Consider the following 17,412-nt stretch of genomic DNA (forward strand, 5'->3'; position numbering starts at 1 on the left):
ATAAACCCTATATTCATAGGTAAACGTCTACTGCAATTCGACGATCCGATGAATCGCGCGATGCGAATTCCACGGAGTATAACGCGCGTGTTTGCACGCGCGGAAAATGTTGCACCGGGTTGATCGGGGTCAAATTATGGTGTAATCCCGGGCTTGCAAATATCGGGGGAAGCGTTGCCCCGCAAGGCTTTGCGGCGCGGCGGAAGGCGGCGCGCCATACGGCCGCGGAAACGGCGAATTAACGATCGGCGGACCGTCGCACGCGAAAGCCGGCGATAGGCGCCGATTATCGGTTTCAACGATCGGGTGAACGCGAATATGAAAAACGGGCAGCCGTGAGGCTGCCCGTTTCGCCAGGCCGGTGTACAACCGGCGCCCCCGCATGCGGGACGCGCCCGCCTGCGCAGGTTTATGCGCCGTGCTGCTGCGCCTTGAACGCGAGCCGGAACCGATGCAGCAGCGGCTCGGTATAGCCGCTCGGCTGCGACGTGCCTTGCAGCGCGAGCGCGCACGCGGCCTGGAAGGCCGTCGACTGGTCGTAGCCGGGCGCCATCGGGCGATAGTTCGGATCGCCGGCGTTCTGCTGGTCGACGACGCGGGCCATCCGCTTGAACACGTCGAGCACGAACGCCTCGGTGATCACGCCGTGGCGCAGCCAGTTCGCGATGTGCTGGCTCGAAATGCGCAGCGTCGCGCGATCTTCCATCAGGCCGACGTCGTGGATATCCGGCACCTTCGAGCAGCCGACGCCCTGTTCGACCCAGCGCACGACGTAGCCGAGGATGCCCTGCGCGTTGTTCTCGACCTCGCTCAGGATCTCGGCCTCGCTCCACGCGGCACGCTCGACGACCGGCACGGTCAGCAGCCCTTCGAGCAGCGCGTCGCGCTCGCTGGCATACGGCGTCTTCTCGAGTTCCTGCTGGACGGCCTGCACGTCGACGAGGTGGTAGTGCAGCGCGTGCAGCGTCGCGGCGGTCGGCGACGGCACCCATGCGGTGTTCGCGCCGGCGCGCGGATGCGCGATCTTCTGCTCGAGCATCGCATGCATCAGGTCCGGCATCGCCCACATGCCCTTGCCGATCTGCGCGCGGCCGCGCAGGCCGGCCGACAGGCCCGCGAGCACGTTGTTGCGCTCGTACGACTGGATCCACGCCGACGACTTCATGTCGCCCTTGCGGATCATCGGGCCCGCTTCCATCGCGGTGTGCATCTCGTCGCCGGTGCGGTCGAGGAAGCCGGTGTTGATGAACGCGACGCGCGCGGCCGCTGCCGCGATACATGCGGCGAGGTTCACGCTGGTGCGGCGTTCCTCGTCCATGATGCCCATCTTCAGCGTGTTGCGCGGCAGGTTGTACAGATCTTCGATGCGTGCGAACAGCGTGTCGGCGAACGCGACTTCGGCCGGGCCGTGCATCTTCGGCTTCACGATGTAGATCGAGCCCGTGCGCGAATTGCGCTTCGCCTTCAGGTCGTGCAGCGCGCACAGCGTCGTGACGACGCCATCGAGAATCCCTTCCGGAATCTCGTTGCCGTCGCGGCCGAGCACCGCGCCGTTGGTCATCAGGTGGCCGACGTTGCGCACGAACAGCAGCGAGCGGCCGTGCAGCGACAGCGTGCCGCCGGCCGGCGTCGTGTACTCGCGATCGGCGTTCAGGCGGCGCGTGAAGGTCTTGCCGCCCTTCGCGACTTCCTCGCTCAGCGTGCCCTGCATCAGGCCGAGCCAGTTGCGGTAGAGCTGGACCTTGTCGTCGGCGTCGACCGCCGCGACCGAATCCTCGCAGTCGATGATCGTGCTGACCGCGGCTTCGAGCACGACGTCCTTCACGTTCGCGAGATCGGCGCGGCCGATCGGGGTCGACGCATCGATCTGGATCTCGAGGTGCAGGCCGTTGTGCTTCAGCAGGATCGCGGACGGCGCATCGGCCGCGCCCTGATAGCCGACGAACTGCGCCGGCTGCGCGAGGTGCACGACGCCCTGCGCGGTTTCGACCGCGAGCTGGCCGTCCTGCACGCGGTAGCGCAGTGCGTCGCGGTGCGAGCCGCTCGCGAGCGGCGCGGCGTTGTCGAGCACGTTGCGCGCGTACTCGATCACGCGCTGGCCGCGCGTCGGGTTGTAGGCCGCGGTGCGTTCGGCGCCGCCGTCTTCCGGCAGCGCGTCGGTGCCGTACAGCGCGTCGTACAGGCTGCCCCAGCGTGCGTTCGCGGCGTTCAGCGCATAGCGTGCGTTCGACAGCGGCACGACGAGCTGCGGGCCGGCCTGCGTGGCGATCTCGCTGTCGACGTTCGCGGTGGCTGCCGCGACGTTCGACGGGACCGGCACGAGGTAGCCGATTTTTTCGAGGAACGCGCGATACGCGGCATGGTCGCGTACCGGGCCGGGGTGCGCGCGATGCCACGCGTCGAGTTCCTGCTGCAGGCGGTCGCGTTCGGCGAGCAGCTCGCGGTTGCGCGGCGCGAGGTCGTGCACCAGGGCCGAGAAACCGCTCCAGAACGCGGCCTTGTCGATGCCGGTGCCCGGCAGCGCTTCGTTTTCAATGAACTGGCTCAGCGCTGGCGCGACTTGCAGTCCTGCTTGGTCGATCATCGTGATTCCTCCCGGGGAAAATGCGCGCGGTTTGGCTGGTTATTCCGCGACGCTTTGTGTACCGGCGCGGGCGATCTGCGCGTCCTGTTCGGACTTTACGCCAGACACACCGATCGCGCCTGCAATCCGGCCGCCGACCGTGACCGGCACGCCGCCTTCGAGCAACCCCGACAGCGGCGCGCTCAGAAACGCGGTGCGGCCACCGTTGATCATATCTTCATACGCCTTCGTCTCGCGACGGCCGAGCGCCGCCGCGCGCGCCTTGTCCTGCGCAATGGTGCTGCTGGCCGGCGAGGCGCCGTTCAGCCGCACGAAGGCGAGCAGGTGGCCGCCATCGTCGACGACGGCGATCGACACGGCCCAGCCGTGGTGTTCCGCTTCCGCGCGGGCGGCGGCGAGCATGCGCTCGGCATCGGCCAGTTCGAGTTCGGGTTTCGTTTGCATGGCGTTCCTCCGGAAACGGCGGTCGGTTGACCAGCCGGTTGTCGACGAGCTCGATCCATTGGCGCACGGGTGTGCGGCCCGCGTCGTGCAGATGAGTCTGGCAGCCAACGTCGGCGGTGACAATCGATTCCGGCTGCGTGCGAGCGCGCTGACGCAACGCGCCTTGTCCGCATAGACGGGGTCGGAGCGCAGCAGGTCGCCGTATTCCTTCACGAACGCGCCGCAGCCGCTCGCGTCAGTACGATCGCTTCCGCGCCGGCTGCGATCGCGGGCCACCACGCGTCGACGTTGCGGCTCGAACGAGGGACGTAAGCGGGACGGGGCTTGGCCCGCCCGGTAACCGCTAGAATTGCGGTTTTAGCCCGGAACACGTCCATGTCTTTTGCCTCGCTTGGCCTGATCGAGCCGTTACTGCGTAATCTGCAGGGCCTCAATTACCAGACACCCACGCCGGTGCAGGCCAAGGCGATTCCTGTGGTGCTCGGTGGCAAGGACGTCATGGCGGCGGCCCAGACCGGCACCGGCAAGACGGCCGGTTTCGCGCTGCCGCTGCTGCAACGGCTGGTGCAGCACGGCCCGGCGGTATCCAGCAACCGCGCGCGCGTGCTGGTGCTGGTGCCCACGCGCGAACTTGCCGAACAGGTGCTGCAAAGCTTCGTCGAGTACGGCAAAGGTCTCGATCTGCGATTTCTGGCCGCCTACGGCGGAGTGAGCATCAATCCTCAGATGATGAAGCTGCGCAAGGGCGTGGACGTGCTCGTTGCCACGCCGGGCCGCTTGCTCGACCTCAATCGCCAGAACGCGGTGCAGTTCGACCAGGTGCAGACGCTGGTGCTCGACGAAGCCGACCGCATGCTCGATCTCGGCTTCGCGCGCGAACTCGACGCGGTCTTTGCCGCGTTGCCCGCCAAGCGCCAGACGCTGCTGTTCTCGGCCACGTTCTCCGACGAAATCCGCAAGATGGCGGCCGGCATTCTGCGCAGCCCGGTCGATATCAGCGTCAGCCCGCCCAACGCGACGGCCAGCAAGATCAAGCAATGGGTCGTGCCGGTCGACAAGCGGAACAAGCCCGACCTCTTCATGCACCTGGTGGCCCAGAACAAGTGGGAGCACGCGCTGGTGTTCGTCAAGACCCGCAACGGCGTCGATTATCTGGCGCTCGTGCTGGAGAAGGCCGGCTATGCGGTCGATACGATCCACGGCGACAAGCCGCAACCCGCGCGTTTGCGCGCGCTGGAGCGTTTCAAGACGGGTGAAGTACAGATGCTGGTCGCCACCGATGTGGCGGCGCGTGGGCTGGATATCGACGATCTGCCGCTCGTGATCAACGTCGATCTGCCGATCGTCGCGCAAGACTACGTGCACCGTATTGGCCGGACCGGCCGCGCGGGCGCGAGCGGCGTGGCGGTATCCCTCGTGTGCGCCGACGAAGCGCCGCAACTCGCCGCGATCGAAGCGCTGATCCGGCAGACGCTGCGGCGCGAAGAAGAGCCGGGTTTCGAAGCCGAACACCGCGTGCCGGAAACCAGCGCGACGGGCGAGATCATCAAGAAACCGAAAAAGCCGAAGAAGCCGAAGGTGCAGCAAGCTGCGCCCGTCGGCAGACAGGCGCAGCCGGGCAAGAAGCCGCCTACGCAAGGTGGCGAAGGCAAGCGCAAGCCCGTGGCGCAGCATGCGAAGCCCGCCGTCGGCACGGGAACGGACTACACCATCGGGAGCCCGTTCAGCGTGCAGAAGCCGCGCAGCAAACCGGCAGGCAAGGCGGGGGCGGGGAAGCCGGCCGGCAAATCGGCGGGTGGTCGGGGCAAGCCCGGCAAACCGTCCAGGTAGCCCGAACCCTTCCCGTTCAAGGCGCCTGACAGGATTGATTCGTCCGATACGATGAACGAATACGAGCGGTTCGGAACAGCGCTGCCGGTTTTCTCGTGAGCGACCTGAAACCGCCCGCGACAAGGGCTTCCCGGCGTGACCAACGATGTGCGATGACTGAAGTGAGAGAGGGAATGACGACGACATTCGACGAGGCGACAACGGCGGCGATCGCCGCGTTTGCCCAACTGGATTTGTACACGGCCGTGCAAGCGATGCGCGCCGAGGCCGATTATGACCACGAGCGGGACCAGTGGATCTCGCGCTATATCGACGAGCATGGCGGCGGCGCGGACGATGCGGAATACGACGCCTTGCACGCGCGAGCCCAGGCAACGCCGGAATACGCGGCGTTCGTCGATGGGGTTCGGCGGGAAATCCTGGAGTACTTCGGCGTGACCGACGATCAACTGGACTGCATGGTCGCGCTGCGCGAGGACGACAGCGACGAGCTGTGGGCGGAAGTCAACCGGCAGCGGAGCGCGCTGGGAACCGGTGAAGTGCGCGGGGATCTCTGACCACGGGTGAGCGTGGTGCCTCGACTCCCGCCCATCAATCAGTCTTCTCGCGCAAGTCGTAGCAATACGTCGGCGAGCGCGCGGATTTTCGGTTGTGCCGCACGTTGGGGCGGATAGACGAGGAAGTAGGACAGGCCGTCTTGAGCCACATCCTCGAACGGTGTCACCAGCGATCCGGCACGGAGCCGGTCTCTCGCCATTCGCGGGTCGCCGATGGCAATGCCGTGTCCTTCCGTCGATGCCGCGAGCGTCAATTCGAGGGTATCGAATACGAGTCCGCGTCCCGCGTCGATCTGGCGTGCCCCGACATGATCGAGCCAGCACCGCCACTCTGCGTGGCTCGGCCCGGGATGAAGCAAATCGGCCTGCGCGAGATCGGCAACGGATCGCAGTGAGGGTGCCAATGCGGGCGCGCACATCGGCGTGAGCCTCTCGGAGAACAGCGGTATCGCCTCCATGCCGGTCCACTGTCCCGTGCCGCGCACGACGATGGCATCGACATCGGACGTCGTGAAATCCGGCGTATCGTCCGCGGATGTCGAAATACGAAGCTCCGTGCCGCTCATCGCGCGATGAATGTCCGGCAGCCGCGGGAGCAGCCAGCGAACGGCGAACGTGGACGGCAACTTCAACGTGAGCACCGAAGTCGCCCGTGCATGAACGTCCGCGTGCCGGACCAATTGCGTGAGTACGTCGATCGCGACCGTCAGCAGTGCATTGCCTTCTGCCGTCAACGTCAGGCCCGATACATGGCGCACGAAGAGCGCGCATCGGTAATGCGTTTCCAGCTGCTGTATCTGGCGGCTGACCGCACCTTGCGTGCGGCATAGATGATCCGCGGCCTTGCTGACGCTGCCCAGCTGTGCCGCGGCGACGAACGACTGAATCGCCGCCAGCGGCGGGAGCGGCCGCGTCAGGTCGGCCAGCGGGTATGCATGCGCGGCATACCCGGGTTGCAAATTTTTCGATTGTTCGGTCATCGGGGCGTCGCTATCGTGCGTGTACCGGATGCCCTGTTCTTGGGAACGAACGGGGTCGTCAACGAATGATCGGAGGATAGTTTTGGACTCAACGTCGGAATCACTCCATACGCAACAGGTTCGCGCTTACCTTCGAGAACTGGAGCGAGGCGATGTCGGCGCCATCTGCGCGCTATTCACGCCGGACGCGCAGATTTTCTCGCCATTTCTCGGCTGGATGCAGCCCGAGCCCTTCTTTTCGAAGGTCGCTGCCGCGTCGGGAGACAGCAGGATTACACCGATCGACATCTGCGTCAGCGCAACCGGGGCCCCACGTGCGACAGGTTACTTCATCTACGACTGGGCCTTGAAAGACGGTTCGGTGACGCGCTTCGAGTGCGTCGACGTGTTCGAGTTCGACATCCAGGGGCTCATCGAACGGATGATCATCGTCTACGACACCCATCCGATTCGCAGTACGGTCGGCGACAAGTACGCGTAGCCGAATCGATGTCGAGCAAAGTGGCGCCCAGACGTCCAGGCGCGTCGAAACCGCCAGCAAGCTGCGCGTTTAATCGGTTGGCGGCATTGGAGCGTGGATGGCGGGCCAGGCTCGCCAACCGACATCGCCCCGATCCGCAAAGCATGAAAAAAGCCCGCCGAAGCGGGCAACCTCACGATGCGGAGGGGGAGATTCGAAACGCGAGCGGCGCGCGTTCAGCCTTTCGTCGCGCCGAACGTGAGTCCCGCGACGAAATGCTTCTGCATCGCGAAGAACATCGCGACCGATGGCAGTGCGGCGAGAATCGACCCGGCGGACACAAGATTCCACGAAGTCGTCCATTGCCCCTTCAGCGCCGCGACACCCGCCGTGATCGGCGCCGCCTCATCGCCTTGCGTGAGGCACAGCGCCCAGAAGTAATCGTTCCACACGAACGTGAACACGAGAATCGCGAGCGCGGCCAGCGCAGGCCGGATCAGCGGCAGCACGATGCGCCAGAACACCGTCCATTCGCCCGCGCCTTCGATGCGTGCTGCTTCGATCAGCTCGAACGGCAGCTGCTTGATGAAGTTGCGCAGGAACAGCGTGCAGAACCCCGTCTGAAATGCCACGTGAAACAGGATCAGCGCTTCGACGGTATTGAACACGCCGAGCCGCAGCGACAGGTCGCGCACCGGAATCATCAGCACCTGCACCGGCACGAAGTTGCCGGCGACGAACGTGCCGAACAGCGCGGTATTGCCGCGAAACCGGTAGGTCGCGAGCGCGAAGCCGGCCATCGCCGCGAGCGCGATCGAGCCGATGACCGACGGCACCGTGATCTGCACGCTGTTCCAGAAGTAATGCAGCATCGGCGACGTCGTCAGCGCGTCACGATAGTTCTCGATCATCGAGAAATGCCGCGGCCAGCCCCAGTAGTGGCCTTCGACGAGCTCCTCGGTCGAGCGCACCGACGTGACGAACACCGCGATCATCGGCAGCAGCCAGATCACGAGCGCGACGGGCAGCGACAGCTTGTACAGCCGGCGCGATATCGGCTTCCAGTGGGCAACGGGTGTCGGAAACATGATGAGTGAACTCCCGGAAGGTCACTGTTCGTTGCGCAGCATCCGGCGCAACTGGAACACGATGTAGACGAGCATGATCGCGAACAGCACGACCGCGATCGATGCGGAATAGCCGAGCCGGTAGTACTTGATCGTCTGGTCGTACATGTAATACGCGAGGACGGTCGAGCTTTCGAACGGGCCGCCGCTCGTCATCACCGAGATCAGGTCGAAACTGCGCAGCGCGCCGATCACGGTGACGACGATCGCCATGAAGGTGGTCGGCCGCAGTTGCGGCAGCACGACGTGCCACAGCAGCGCGAAGCCGCGTGCGCCTTCCATCCGCGCGGCTTCGATCTGTTCCGGGTTGACCGACGTGAGGCCGGTCAGGTACAGGATCATGCAGTACGCCGTTTGCGGCCACAGCGCGGCGAACACGATGCCGAAGGTCGCATAGCGCGCGTCGCCGAGCACCGGGATGCCGTGCCCGGCGATGAGCGCGAGCAGCCCGAAGGTCGGATCGTAGAACCACGAGAAGATCAGCCCGACGACCACGCCCGACAGCACGAACGGCGCGAAGAACAGCGACTTCACGAGCCGGATGCCGCCGACCGCCTGGTTCAGGTACAGCGCGAGCGCGAGGCCGAGCGGCGGCGCGAGCATGAACAGCACGAGCCAGATCACGTTGTTGCGCAGCGCCGTGTAGAACGTCGGCGCATGCAGCAGCTCCGCGTAGTTCGCGAGACCGACGAAGGTGCGCTCGGTCATCCCGTCCCAGTTGTACAGGCTCAGCCACAGCGTGGACAGGATCGGCCAGACCACATAAATGGCAACCATCGCGCAGGCCGGCGCGAGAAAGAGCCACGCGGCGCGCCGTTGCCGCCGTACGGCGGGCGACGGGCGGCGCGCGGGCAACGCGGTGGCGGTTGGATCGCGCGGCGGCGCGGTGTCGGCGGGCGGGGGGGACGCGATCGGACTGGACACGGCAAGCCTCCTGAACGGACACGGCGGCGCGCGGCCGCCGGTTGGGTCACGCGGTCACTTCTTGTAGATCCGCTTGCGGGTCTGTTCGAGTTGCGCGAGCACCGTATCGAGCTGCGCGGGATTCGCGAGGAACTGCTGCATCCCCTTCATCCCCTCGTCGGCCATTTCCTTGGTCATGTCGCGGTCGTAGAACTGCGCGACGCCGCCCTTCGTGTCGGCGAGGATCCGGAAGCCGATGCGCGAGATCGGATCGGCCGGCTCGGGCGACTTGCTGTTGGCCGACAGCGAGCCGAGCCCTTCGGCGAGCTTCGCGCCCATCTCGGGCGTTTCGACGAATGCGAGGAACGTGTGCGCGTCGGCCTTGTTCTTCGCCTTGGTCGGGATGTGCAGCGATTCGACCGGGCCGTCCTCGGCGGTCGGCACCTTCGGGTCGATGATCGGGAAGCGGTAATAGCCCATGTCCGGCTTCACGTTCGGCGGGAAACCCGCCGCGATGAAGGTGCCCATCAGCATCATCGCGGCCTTGCCCTGGAACAGGAACGGCTGCGCGCCGTCGAGATCGTAGGACAGCGCGTTGTCGATGAAGTAGCCCGAGTCGATCAGCGATTTCCACGTCGTGTAGACCTTCTTCACGCGCGGGTCGGTGTACGGCACGTCGCCGGCCATCAATTGCTGGTGGAACGCGTTGCCGTTCAGGCGCAGGTCGAGATAGTCGAACCAGCCGGCGAGCGTCCACGCGTCGCGGCCACCGATCGCGATCGGCGTGATGCCCGCGGCCTTCAGCTTCTTGCACGCGTCGAGAAACTGGTCCCACGTCTTCGGTTCGTCGGCGATGCCGACCTTGCGGAACAGGTCCTTGCGGTAGAACAGCCCCCACGAGTAGTAGACGGTCGGCGCCGCGTACTGCTTGCCGTTATAGGACGACGCGCTGCGCGTCGACGCGTACATCGCGTCCCAGCCGTTCTTCGTCCAGTCGCCGCTCAGGTCCTCGAACAGCCCGCGCTTCGCGTAATACGCCATCCGTTCGCCCGCGTGCCAGTTCACGATGTCCGGTGCGACGGTGGTGAGCCATGCGGGGAGCTGCACCTTGTACGCTTCCTCGTCGACGAAGGTCGGCTTCACGTCGATGTCGGGATGTGCCTTGTGGAACGCTTCGATCGTCGACTGCCACACCGCGCGCTGGCTCGCGCCCTTGAACGCGATGTTGATGGTCAGCGTGCCGGCATCGGCAGGCGTCGTCATGGCGAGCGACGCAAGGCCGAAGGTGACGGCGGCGGTCGCCAGGCGGGCAGCGACGCGAAGGGGGCGATGGGTCATGAGTGTCTCCAGTCCTGTGTGTCGTTGTGCGTGACCGGCGCGTGGCGGCGCCGGGGGCGGTTGTTACGAACGGCTTCGATACACGGCGACGCCTTGCGGCTCGACCTGCGCGGCGCCGACCACGAACGCGGACGGCGGCACGCCGTCGATCGTATGCGGCGTGCCCGCGTAGTTGAATACGTAAGTCAGGCCGCCGCGCCGGCTCATGCGCACGGCGTCGCCGAGCTGCGTCGGGGCCAGGCCCGCTTCGGCCGCGATATCGGCGAACAGGCGCACGGTGGTCGCCTCGTCGAACAGCGCGGCCCAGTAATGCAGTGTGCCGTGCGACAGGCAGGCCGGGTGACCGTCGGCGAAGCGTGCGTGCACGACGCTGCGTGTGTCGTCGTCGTTGAGCTCGACGAGGTCGCGCCAGTGACGCGCGTCGCCCACGAGCGGCGAACCGTCGCGCAGCGTGCCGTCGACGCGTTCGGTGACGTTCGGCCGCAGCGACTCGACGCGCCACACGCGTACCGGCAGGATCGACGTGAGGGGGCCGGGCGGCAACGCCGGCGGAATCTGCAGGTCGATGGTTTTCGAGCCGGTGCGCGGGCCGAACACCGCATGGGCGCCCGATGCGGCGAGCCGCGACGCGAAATCGTCCGGCACGACCGGCAGCGGCGGCACGACGACGAGCCGGTAGCCGTCGAGCGGCGCATGCGCCGAAACGATGTCGACGTCGAGCCCGAGCGAGCGCAGCGCCGAGTAGTACTCGAACGCGAAGCGCGGGTAGTGGAAATCGGCGCCTTGCGGCTGCACTTCGAACAGCCACTTCGCGTCGTAGTCGAACACCAGCGCAACGGGGGCGCGCACCGCGCCGTTCGCGTCGGCATCGGCGCCGGCGTCGAGCACGGCGGCGATTTCCTGCGCGACGCGCTGCGCTTCGCGGCCGCCTTCGTCGAGCCGGTTGTCGGGTGTGTTCAGGCCCGCGTGCATCTGCTCCTGCGCAAACGGCGCCTGCCGCCAGCGGAAGTACGACACGCAGCCGGCGCCGTGCGCGAACGCTTCCCAGCTCCACAGCCGCACCATGCCCGGCAGCGGCGCGGGGTTCCAGTGCGCCCAGTTCACCGGGCCCGGCTGCTGCTCCATCACCCAGAACGGCAGCTTCGACATGCCGCGGTACAGGTCGTGATTGAACGACGCGAAATCGGGATGGCCGGTGCGCAGCCAGCGCGCCTTCACGTCGGGCGCGAACCACAGCTCCTCGAGCGCGCCGAGCGGATAGCTGTCCCACGTCGCGAGATCGAGGTCGCGCGCGACTTCGTAGTGATCGAACTCGGTGAAGAGCTGCATGAAATTGTGCGCGACCGGGCGGCCCGGCGAGTGCGCGCGGATCACGTCGACCTGCATCCGGTGATAGCGCGCGAGCTCGTCGGACGCGAAGCGCCGGTAGTCGAGGCGATGCGACGGATGGGCTTCGGTCACGGTGCCCACGGGCGCGTCCACTTCGTCGAAATGGCGATATTCCATGCTCCAGAACACGGTGCCCCATGCGCGGTTCAGCGCGTCGATCGTGCCGTAGCGCGCTTTCAGCCATTCGCGAAAGCGCACGAGCGCGGCCGGCGAGTAGCTGACGACGGTCTGGTGGCAGCCGAGTTCGTTGTCGGTCTGCCAGTAGCGCACGGCCGGGTGGCGACCGTAGCGCTCGGCGACTGCCGTGCAGATCTGGCGCGACGCTTCGAGATAGACCGGCGACGAGAAATCGTAGTGGCGGCGCGAGCCGAACGCGCGCGGCCGGCCGTCGGCGCCGATCGCAAGGATGTCGGGATGGCGGTCCACCAGCCATTTCGGCGGCGTCGCGGTCGGCGTGCACATCACGATTTCGAGGCCAGCCGCGCCGAGCACGTCGACCGCACGGTCGAGCCAGCCCCAGTCGTATTCGCCCTGCGACGGCTCGATGCGGCTCCACGCGAATTCGGCGATCCGCACCTGCTCGATGCCGAGCGCTTTCATCCGGCGGGCGTCGTCGGCCCACATCGATTCCGGCCAGTGTTCCGGGTAGTAACAGACTCCGAGGCGCATGCCCGATCCTTATGCGTAGTGGTGGACGGGAAGGTCGGCGCACGCGGGCACCGCGCGGCCGTCTTCGGTGAACAGGTGGCAGGCCGCGGCCTGCGCGTGCACGTGCACGCGTTCGCCGGTGCGTACTTGCGCGTCGCCGGGCACTTTCGCGATCAACGGCGTCGCGTCGGGTAGGCCGGGCGAGTCGAGGTGCACGTAGGTCTGCTCGCCGAGGCGTTCGACGAGCGCGACGTCGCGCGCGAGCGTCGTCGCGTCGGGCGTGGCGCCGAGCGTCAGGTGTTCGGGACGGATGCCGAGCGTCACGGCGGCGCCGACGGAGAGCGCCGAGCCGTCGCGCGGCAGCGTGAAGGTTTCGCCGGACGGCACGAGCGTGACGGTCGTGCGACGCGCGTCGCAGGCGGTCACGACGGCCGGCAGGAAGTTCATGCGCGGCGAGCCGATGAAGCCCGCGACGAAGCGGCTGGCCGGATGGTGGTAGAGGTCGAGCGGCGCGCCGACCTGCGCGATGCTGCCGTGCTGCGCGGTATCCGCGCCGGCGTGCAGCAGCACGATCTTGTCGGCGAGCGTCATCGCCTCGGTCTGGTCATGCGTCACGTAGACGACGCTCGCGCGTTCGAACTGCCGGTGCAGCCGCGCGATCTCGATGCGGGTCTGGCCGCGCAGCGCCGCGTCGAGATTCGACAGCGGTTCGTCGAACAGGAACACGCCCGGCTCGCGCACGATCGCACGGCCGATCGCGACGCGTTGCCGCTGGCCGCCCGACAGCGCCTTCGGCTTGCGCTCGAGCAGCGTGTCGAGCTGCAGGATGCGCGCGGCGTCGCGCACCTTGCGGTCGATCTCGGCCTTCGGCACGCGCGCGAGCTTCAGGCCGAACGCCATGTTCTCGTACACCGTCATGTGCGGAAACAGCGCGTAGCTCTGGAACACCATCGCGACGCCGCGCTCGGCGGCCGGCACGTCGTCGACGCGGCGGCCGTCGATCGACAGCTCGCCCGCGCTCAGATCCTCGAGCCCGGCGATCATGCGCAGCAGCGTCGACTTCCCACAGCCGGACGGCCCGAGAAACACGCAGAACTCGTGCGCGCCGATCTCCAGATCGACGTCGCGAATGACCGGCGCGTGCTCGCCGTAGGCTTTCTGCACGCGTCGCATCGAGATGCTCGCCATTGTCTCCGCTCCATGTTTTAATGCGCCGTATTGCTTGATTAAGCGCTTAATCATCGCGATCAAAAAAAGGGCGATGCGATCGCGGCCGAGTCGCGCCCGTCGGTCGGGCGGCAAGGTGTCCGGCGATAGTGCGCCGCTTCGGTGAGCGAAGCAAATACTGGATCGACGTCTCATATAGTGAGCAAACGATGGCAACCCTGGATGAAGTGGCGCGCCGCGCCGGCGTGACGGCCGCGACGGTGTCGAACGTGCTGCGCGACCGCGGCCGGGTCGGCGACGCGACGCGGGCACGGGTGCTCGAAGCGGTCGACGCGCTCGGGTATCGGCCGCATCTCGCCGCGCGGGCGCTGGCGGAAGGGCGCGCGCCGACGGTTGCGCTGATGGTATCGAGCATCGCGAACCCGTTCTATCCGGAGTTCGCGTTGGCGGTCGAGCGCGCGGTACGCCGCAACGGGCAGTTCCTGATCGTCTGCAATACGAACGAAGATCCGTTGCAGGGGCGCGCGTATCTCGACCAGATCGCCGGCACGATCTCCGAGGGGATTCTCGTGACCAACGCGAACCTGCACCTGCCGGATCTGCTCGACGTCGCGCGGCGCGGCGTGCCGGTCGTGCTGTGCCTGTGGGAGCGGCCCGAGGCGCCACCCGACGGGTTGCCGTGCGTGGCGATCGATTTCCGGGAGGCGGGACGGATCGCGACGCGGCATCTGCTCGAACTCGGTCACGAGAAGATCGGCGTGATCGTCGGCGGCGCGGCGTGCGGCGTGCAGGCGGCGCGCTACGACGGCTTCGTCGACGTGATGCGCGACGCGGGGCTCGACGCGTCGATCGTCGCGGCCGAGCGCGATTCGATCGAAGGCGGCCTCCGTGCGGCAGGCCGGCTGCTCGATGCGCACCCGCGATTGACCGCGCTGGTCGCGACCAACGACCTGCCGGCGATCGGCGCGATGCACGCAGCGGCCGATCGCGGCCGGCGCGTGCCCGACGATCTGTCGATCGTCGGCATCACCGACATCCATCTCGCCCGCGACACGCGGCCCACGCTGACGACCGTCGCGATCCCGACCGCCGAAGCGGCCGGCCTCGCGGTCGAATTGCTCAATACGCTGCGCGAGGCGGCCGGGCAGGGCGACGACGCGTCGCGCGTGCGGGTCGCGTCGCTGCCGACGCTGGCGGTGCGCGGCACGACCGGGCCGGTGCACGACCGCGCACCGCGCCGTACCGGCCGCGCGCGCCGCACGTAAGGCCACGAACGGGCCAGGTGACGGCGCGAGGTTCGTTGGTAGAATTCGCATCCGTAGACAGCCGCCGGCGGCGATCCAGACCGCCTGCGGCTGCGCCCGACGGCCGACCCGCGCCCCCTTCGGCGCTCGACCCCATACGTGAATGAAGAAAACCGTCAAGACAGGTACGGCAACGGCTTCCGGCACGGCGCGCGCACGACGGCCGACGCAGGCGGAGCGCAGCCAGGCGACGCGTGAGCGCGTCATTGCCGCCGCGATCGCGCTGCTGCACAAGGAAGGCTATTCGGGCGCGACGACGCTCGCGATCCGGCGCGAAGCCGACGTCAGCATGGGCGCGCTGCAGCACCAGTTTCCGACCAAGGCGGAATTGATGGCCGCGGTGCAGGAACGGCTCACCGGCGATCGCTTCGCGCAGTTCGAACGCGCGTCGCGCAGCGCCACGACGCCGCTCGAGCGGATCGACCGGATGCTCGATGTCGCCGGCGCGCTCATCGGTACGCCGCTGTTCGCCGCCAGCATGGAGATCCAGCTGGCGCGACGCGCCGACAAGGAACTCGACGAGGCCGTGGCACGCATCCTCCAGCCGTTCGACGACGGGTTTCGCGCATTGATGCGCGATGTCGTCGCGGGTTTCGACCGGGAGACCGCGCTCAAGGTCACGCAATTGCAGTTGCTGGGCGGATCGATGATCCGCGGGCTGACCATCGACGTCGTGACGGGCGGCGAACCGGCCGCGGCGCGGGCCGCATTCGCGCTGTGGCGCGACATCGCGCTGCGGCAAATCACGGACATGACGCAATCCCCCGCGCCCGCGCCGACGAAAACCGACAAGCGCCGCGCTTCGCGCTGAGATTCCGCTGACGATTCCGGCCGCGCACGTCATCGTGCCGGCCGCGCCGCATTTCGAGACACCGCTCGGTTTGCTCAATTGACAAGCAATATAGCCTACTTGTATGTTGCAGCTCATGCATGTTCGTGGCTGCGCTGTTGCTGATGGCAATGCGTCGAACCGATACGCATGCCTGTGCGACCCGATCACGGATTCTTGCCGACATGACCCGAGCAACACACCTGTACCGAACCGCCGGCTTCGCCGCCGCGCTCCTGATGCTGTCCGCATGCGCGAGCATGAAGCCGCATGCCGCCGATGCCGATCGTGCGGATACCGCCGCCTCCGCTTCCCCCTCCGCCGTCTCGCATGCCGGCCGCTGGTTGATCGACGACGAAGGGCGCGTGCTGATCGTTCACGGCGTCAACGTCGTGGTCAAGCAGCCGCCGTATGCGCCGGAAGCCGCCGGCTTCGGCGTGAAGGACATGGACCGGCTTGCGGCGGATGGCTTCAACGCCGTGCGTCTGGGCGTCGCGCAGCAACAGCTCGAACCCGCGCCCGGGCGTTACGACGGCGCGTACCTGGCGTCGCTCGCCCGCATCCAGCGGCAACTCGCGGATCGCCGCATCTACACGCTGCTCGACATGCATCAAGACGGCTACTCGCGCCGGTTCGTCTCCGAACGTCGCCGCGACGAAGTCGCGGCGGGCAATCCCGGCGGCGCGGAAATCAACAACGGCTTCGCCGACTGGATGGCGCTCGACGACGGCTTGGCGAACGTCAACCCCGGCCATCCGTACTACTACGTTACGTCGAAGGCGATCAACCGCGCGTTCGACCATCTCTACGGGAATGCGCGCGGGCCCGAAGGCGTCGGCCTCGCGGACCGTTTCGCCGCTGCGTGGCGGCACGTCGCCGCCGGGTTCGCGGGCCGGCCTTACCTGCTCGGCTACGAATTGCTGAACGAGCCGTGGCCGGGCACACGCTGGCTCGACTGTGCGGGGCCGCAAGGCTGCGCGGCGTTCGACCAGAAGGTGATGTCGGTTTTCAACCGCACGCTGCGAACCGCGATTCGCGATACGGATCGCGGCACGCTGGTCTTTCAGGAACCGAATCCGCTGTTCAATCTTGGTTTTCCGACGCAGCTCGACCCAGGCGATGCGCGCTCGGGTTTCGCGTTCCACAACTATGCGTCGAAAGTCGATCAGTTCGCGAAAGCCGTCGACACGACCCTGCCCGCCGGCCAGCCGCCGTTGTCCGGACGGCTTGCGCCGCTGCTCGGCGGCACCGATGCGGACAAGGAGGCGCGCGTGTTCGGCAATGCGCTCGCCCATGTCGAGGCGACCGGCGAGGCGTTGCTGATGACCGAATTCGGCGGCCTCGATGCGCTCGATCCTGCGGGGCGCCTGGTCGAGCGGATGGCGGACGCCGCGGACCGCGACATGATTCCGTGGATCTACTGGCGCTTCCCCGTTCCGGCCGATTCCACGGCCGCGTCGTGGCAATCGGTGCGCGACGTGCTGGTGCGGCCTTATCCGCAGGCGATCGCGGGCACGCCGACACGCTGGCGCTTCGACCCGGCAACGCAGCGTTTCGAGCTGCGCTATGCGACGCGCCCGGCCGGCCCGGCGCTGCGGCCCGGTGCGCTGACGCAGATCTTCGTGCCCGACTACCGCTATCCGCACGGTTATCGCGCGCGGGTGACCGGGGGAACGGTCGAATCCGCGCCCAATGCGAGCGCGCTGCTGGTGGCCGCCCGCCCGGATGCGGCGGAGGTGATCGTCGAGGTCACGCCGGCGCCGTAATCGGCGCCCGGCGCAACGCGCACCCTCCGCACGCAATTTAAAAGCAGTGTGTATTGCTTGATTAAGGCGACGCCGCATTCCACACG

14 protein-coding genes and 1 pseudogene are annotated in these 17,412 nt (G+C 67.1%); 6 read left to right on the forward strand and 9 right to left on the reverse strand.

Going from position 1 to position 17,412, the window contains the following annotated elements:
- Positions 1 to 409 precede the first annotated feature (409 nt).
- From BLS50_RS25270 to BLS50_RS34945, 3 genes and pseudogenes are all read right to left on the reverse strand, one after another.
- Positions 410 to 2,584: a malate synthase G gene (locus BLS50_RS25270; protein WP_074804919.1), complete on the reverse strand. Its 2,175-nt coding sequence runs from the start codon at positions 2,582 to 2,584 to the stop codon at positions 410 to 412.
- Positions 2,585 to 2,623: 39 nt separating this feature from the next.
- Positions 2,624 to 3,028 carry a GlcG/HbpS family heme-binding protein gene (locus tag BLS50_RS25275; protein WP_074804923.1) on the reverse strand — a complete coding sequence of 135 codons (405 nt, stop codon included), beginning with the start codon at positions 3,026 to 3,028 and terminating at the stop codon, positions 2,624 to 2,626.
- 25 nt (positions 3,029 to 3,053) lie between these two features.
- Positions 3,054 to 3,342, reverse strand: a pseudogene (locus BLS50_RS34945) (hypothetical protein); the annotation flags it as partial.
- A gap of 61 nt (positions 3,343 to 3,403) precedes the next feature.
- On the opposite strand from BLS50_RS34945, the gene BLS50_RS25280 reads away from it, so the two are divergent.
- Together BLS50_RS25280 and BLS50_RS25285 are read left to right on the forward strand one after the other, a co-directional pair.
- Entirely contained in the window at positions 3,404 to 4,858 is a 1,455-nt protein-coding gene (locus BLS50_RS25280; RefSeq protein WP_074804925.1) for a DEAD/DEAH box helicase, read from the forward strand.
- Positions 4,859 to 5,031: 173 nt separating this feature from the next.
- Positions 5,032 to 5,415 carry an ATP-dependent protease gene (locus tag BLS50_RS25285; protein WP_074804928.1) on the forward strand — a complete coding sequence of 128 codons (384 nt, stop codon included), beginning with the start codon at positions 5,032 to 5,034 and terminating at the stop codon, positions 5,413 to 5,415.
- A gap of 38 nt (positions 5,416 to 5,453) precedes the next feature.
- Here the strand turns inward: BLS50_RS25285 and BLS50_RS25290 are convergent, their stop codons facing one another.
- A complete protein-coding gene (locus BLS50_RS25290; RefSeq protein WP_074804931.1) occupies positions 5,454 to 6,395 on the reverse strand; it encodes a LysR substrate-binding domain-containing protein in 942 nt (313 codons plus the stop codon).
- An 82-nt stretch (positions 6,396 to 6,477) separates the two neighbouring features.
- Here BLS50_RS25290 and BLS50_RS25295 point away from each other — a divergent pair, with 82 nt between their 5' ends.
- Positions 6,478 to 6,876: a nuclear transport factor 2 family protein gene (locus BLS50_RS25295; protein ID WP_176934300.1), complete on the forward strand. Its 399-nt coding sequence runs from the start codon at positions 6,478 to 6,480 to the stop codon at positions 6,874 to 6,876.
- Positions 6,877 to 7,091: 215 nt separating this feature from the next.
- Here the strand turns inward: BLS50_RS25295 and BLS50_RS25300 are convergent, their stop codons facing one another.
- The 5 genes from BLS50_RS25300 to BLS50_RS25320 form a co-directional block, all read right to left on the reverse strand.
- Entirely contained in the window at positions 7,092 to 7,943 is an 852-nt protein-coding gene (locus BLS50_RS25300; RefSeq protein ID WP_027806696.1) for a carbohydrate ABC transporter permease, read from the reverse strand.
- A 21-nt stretch (positions 7,944 to 7,964) separates the two neighbouring features.
- A complete protein-coding gene (locus tag BLS50_RS25305; protein WP_074804934.1) occupies positions 7,965 to 8,906 on the reverse strand; it encodes a carbohydrate ABC transporter permease in 942 nt (313 codons plus the stop codon).
- 54 nt (positions 8,907 to 8,960) lie between these two features.
- Positions 8,961 to 10,223 (reverse strand): ABC transporter substrate-binding protein, encoded by a 1,263-nt coding sequence (locus BLS50_RS25310; RefSeq protein WP_074804936.1) that lies wholly within the window; start codon positions 10,221 to 10,223, stop codon positions 8,961 to 8,963.
- 63 nt (positions 10,224 to 10,286) lie between these two features.
- Positions 10,287 to 12,281 (reverse strand): beta-galactosidase, encoded by a 1,995-nt coding sequence (locus BLS50_RS25315; RefSeq protein ID WP_074804939.1) that lies wholly within the window; start codon positions 12,279 to 12,281, stop codon positions 10,287 to 10,289.
- Between the two features lie 9 nt (positions 12,282 to 12,290).
- Positions 12,291 to 13,448: an ABC transporter ATP-binding protein gene (locus tag BLS50_RS25320; RefSeq protein WP_074804942.1), complete on the reverse strand. Its 1,158-nt coding sequence runs from the start codon at positions 13,446 to 13,448 to the stop codon at positions 12,291 to 12,293.
- A 188-nt stretch (positions 13,449 to 13,636) separates the two neighbouring features.
- Between BLS50_RS25320 and BLS50_RS25325 the strand changes: the two genes are divergently transcribed.
- From BLS50_RS25325 to BLS50_RS25335, 3 genes are all read left to right on the forward strand, one after another.
- Positions 13,637 to 14,692, forward strand: coding sequence for a LacI family DNA-binding transcriptional regulator (locus tag BLS50_RS25325; RefSeq protein ID WP_074804945.1), 1,056 nt, complete (start codon positions 13,637 to 13,639; stop codon positions 14,690 to 14,692).
- A gap of 142 nt (positions 14,693 to 14,834) precedes the next feature.
- Complete coding sequence (locus tag BLS50_RS25330) at positions 14,835 to 15,542, forward strand: TetR/AcrR family transcriptional regulator (protein ID WP_011548789.1); 708 nt, start codon at positions 14,835 to 14,837, stop codon at positions 15,540 to 15,542.
- A 203-nt stretch (positions 15,543 to 15,745) separates the two neighbouring features.
- Positions 15,746 to 17,326 (forward strand): cellulase family glycosylhydrolase, encoded by a 1,581-nt coding sequence (locus tag BLS50_RS25335; RefSeq protein ID WP_256334154.1) that lies wholly within the window; start codon positions 15,746 to 15,748, stop codon positions 17,324 to 17,326.
- Positions 17,327 to 17,412 lie beyond the last annotated feature (86 nt).

Source organism: Burkholderia orbicola, assembly GCF_900100915.1.
GTDB classification, from domain to species: Bacteria; Pseudomonadota; Gammaproteobacteria; order Burkholderiales; family Burkholderiaceae; genus Burkholderia; species Burkholderia orbicola.

Bases quoted from the DNA above. Each gene is read 5' to 3' on its own strand.
- BLS50_RS25270 (WP_074804919.1), bottom strand. From the start codon at position 2,584: ATGATCGACCAAGCAGGACTGCAAGTCGCGCCAGCGCTGAGCCAGTTC.
- BLS50_RS25275 (WP_074804923.1), bottom strand. From the start codon at position 3,028: ATGCAAACGAAACCCGAACTCGAACTGGCCGATGCCGAGCGCATGCTC.
- BLS50_RS25280 (WP_074804925.1), top strand. From the start codon at position 3,404: ATGTCTTTTGCCTCGCTTGGCCTGATCGAGCCGTTACTGCGTAATCTG.
- BLS50_RS25285 (WP_074804928.1), top strand. From the start codon at position 5,032: ATGACGACGACATTCGACGAGGCGACAACGGCGGCGATCGCCGCGTTT.
- BLS50_RS25290 (WP_074804931.1), bottom strand. From the start codon at position 6,395: ATGACCGAACAATCGAAAAATTTGCAACCCGGGTATGCCGCGCATGCA.
- BLS50_RS25300 (WP_027806696.1), bottom strand. From the start codon at position 7,943: ATGTTTCCGACACCCGTTGCCCACTGGAAGCCGATATCGCGCCGGCTG.
- BLS50_RS25310 (WP_074804936.1), bottom strand. From the start codon at position 10,223: ATGACCCATCGCCCCCTTCGCGTCGCTGCCCGCCTGGCGACCGCCGCC.
- BLS50_RS25315 (WP_074804939.1), bottom strand. From the start codon at position 12,281: ATGCGCCTCGGAGTCTGTTACTACCCGGAACACTGGCCGGAATCGATG.
- BLS50_RS25320 (WP_074804942.1), bottom strand. From the start codon at position 13,448: ATGGCGAGCATCTCGATGCGACGCGTGCAGAAAGCCTACGGCGAGCAC.
- BLS50_RS25325 (WP_074804945.1), top strand. From the start codon at position 13,637: ATGGCAACCCTGGATGAAGTGGCGCGCCGCGCCGGCGTGACGGCCGCG.
- BLS50_RS25330 (WP_011548789.1), top strand. From the start codon at position 14,835: ATGAAGAAAACCGTCAAGACAGGTACGGCAACGGCTTCCGGCACGGCG.
- BLS50_RS25335 (WP_256334154.1), top strand. From the start codon at position 15,746: ATGACCCGAGCAACACACCTGTACCGAACCGCCGGCTTCGCCGCCGCG.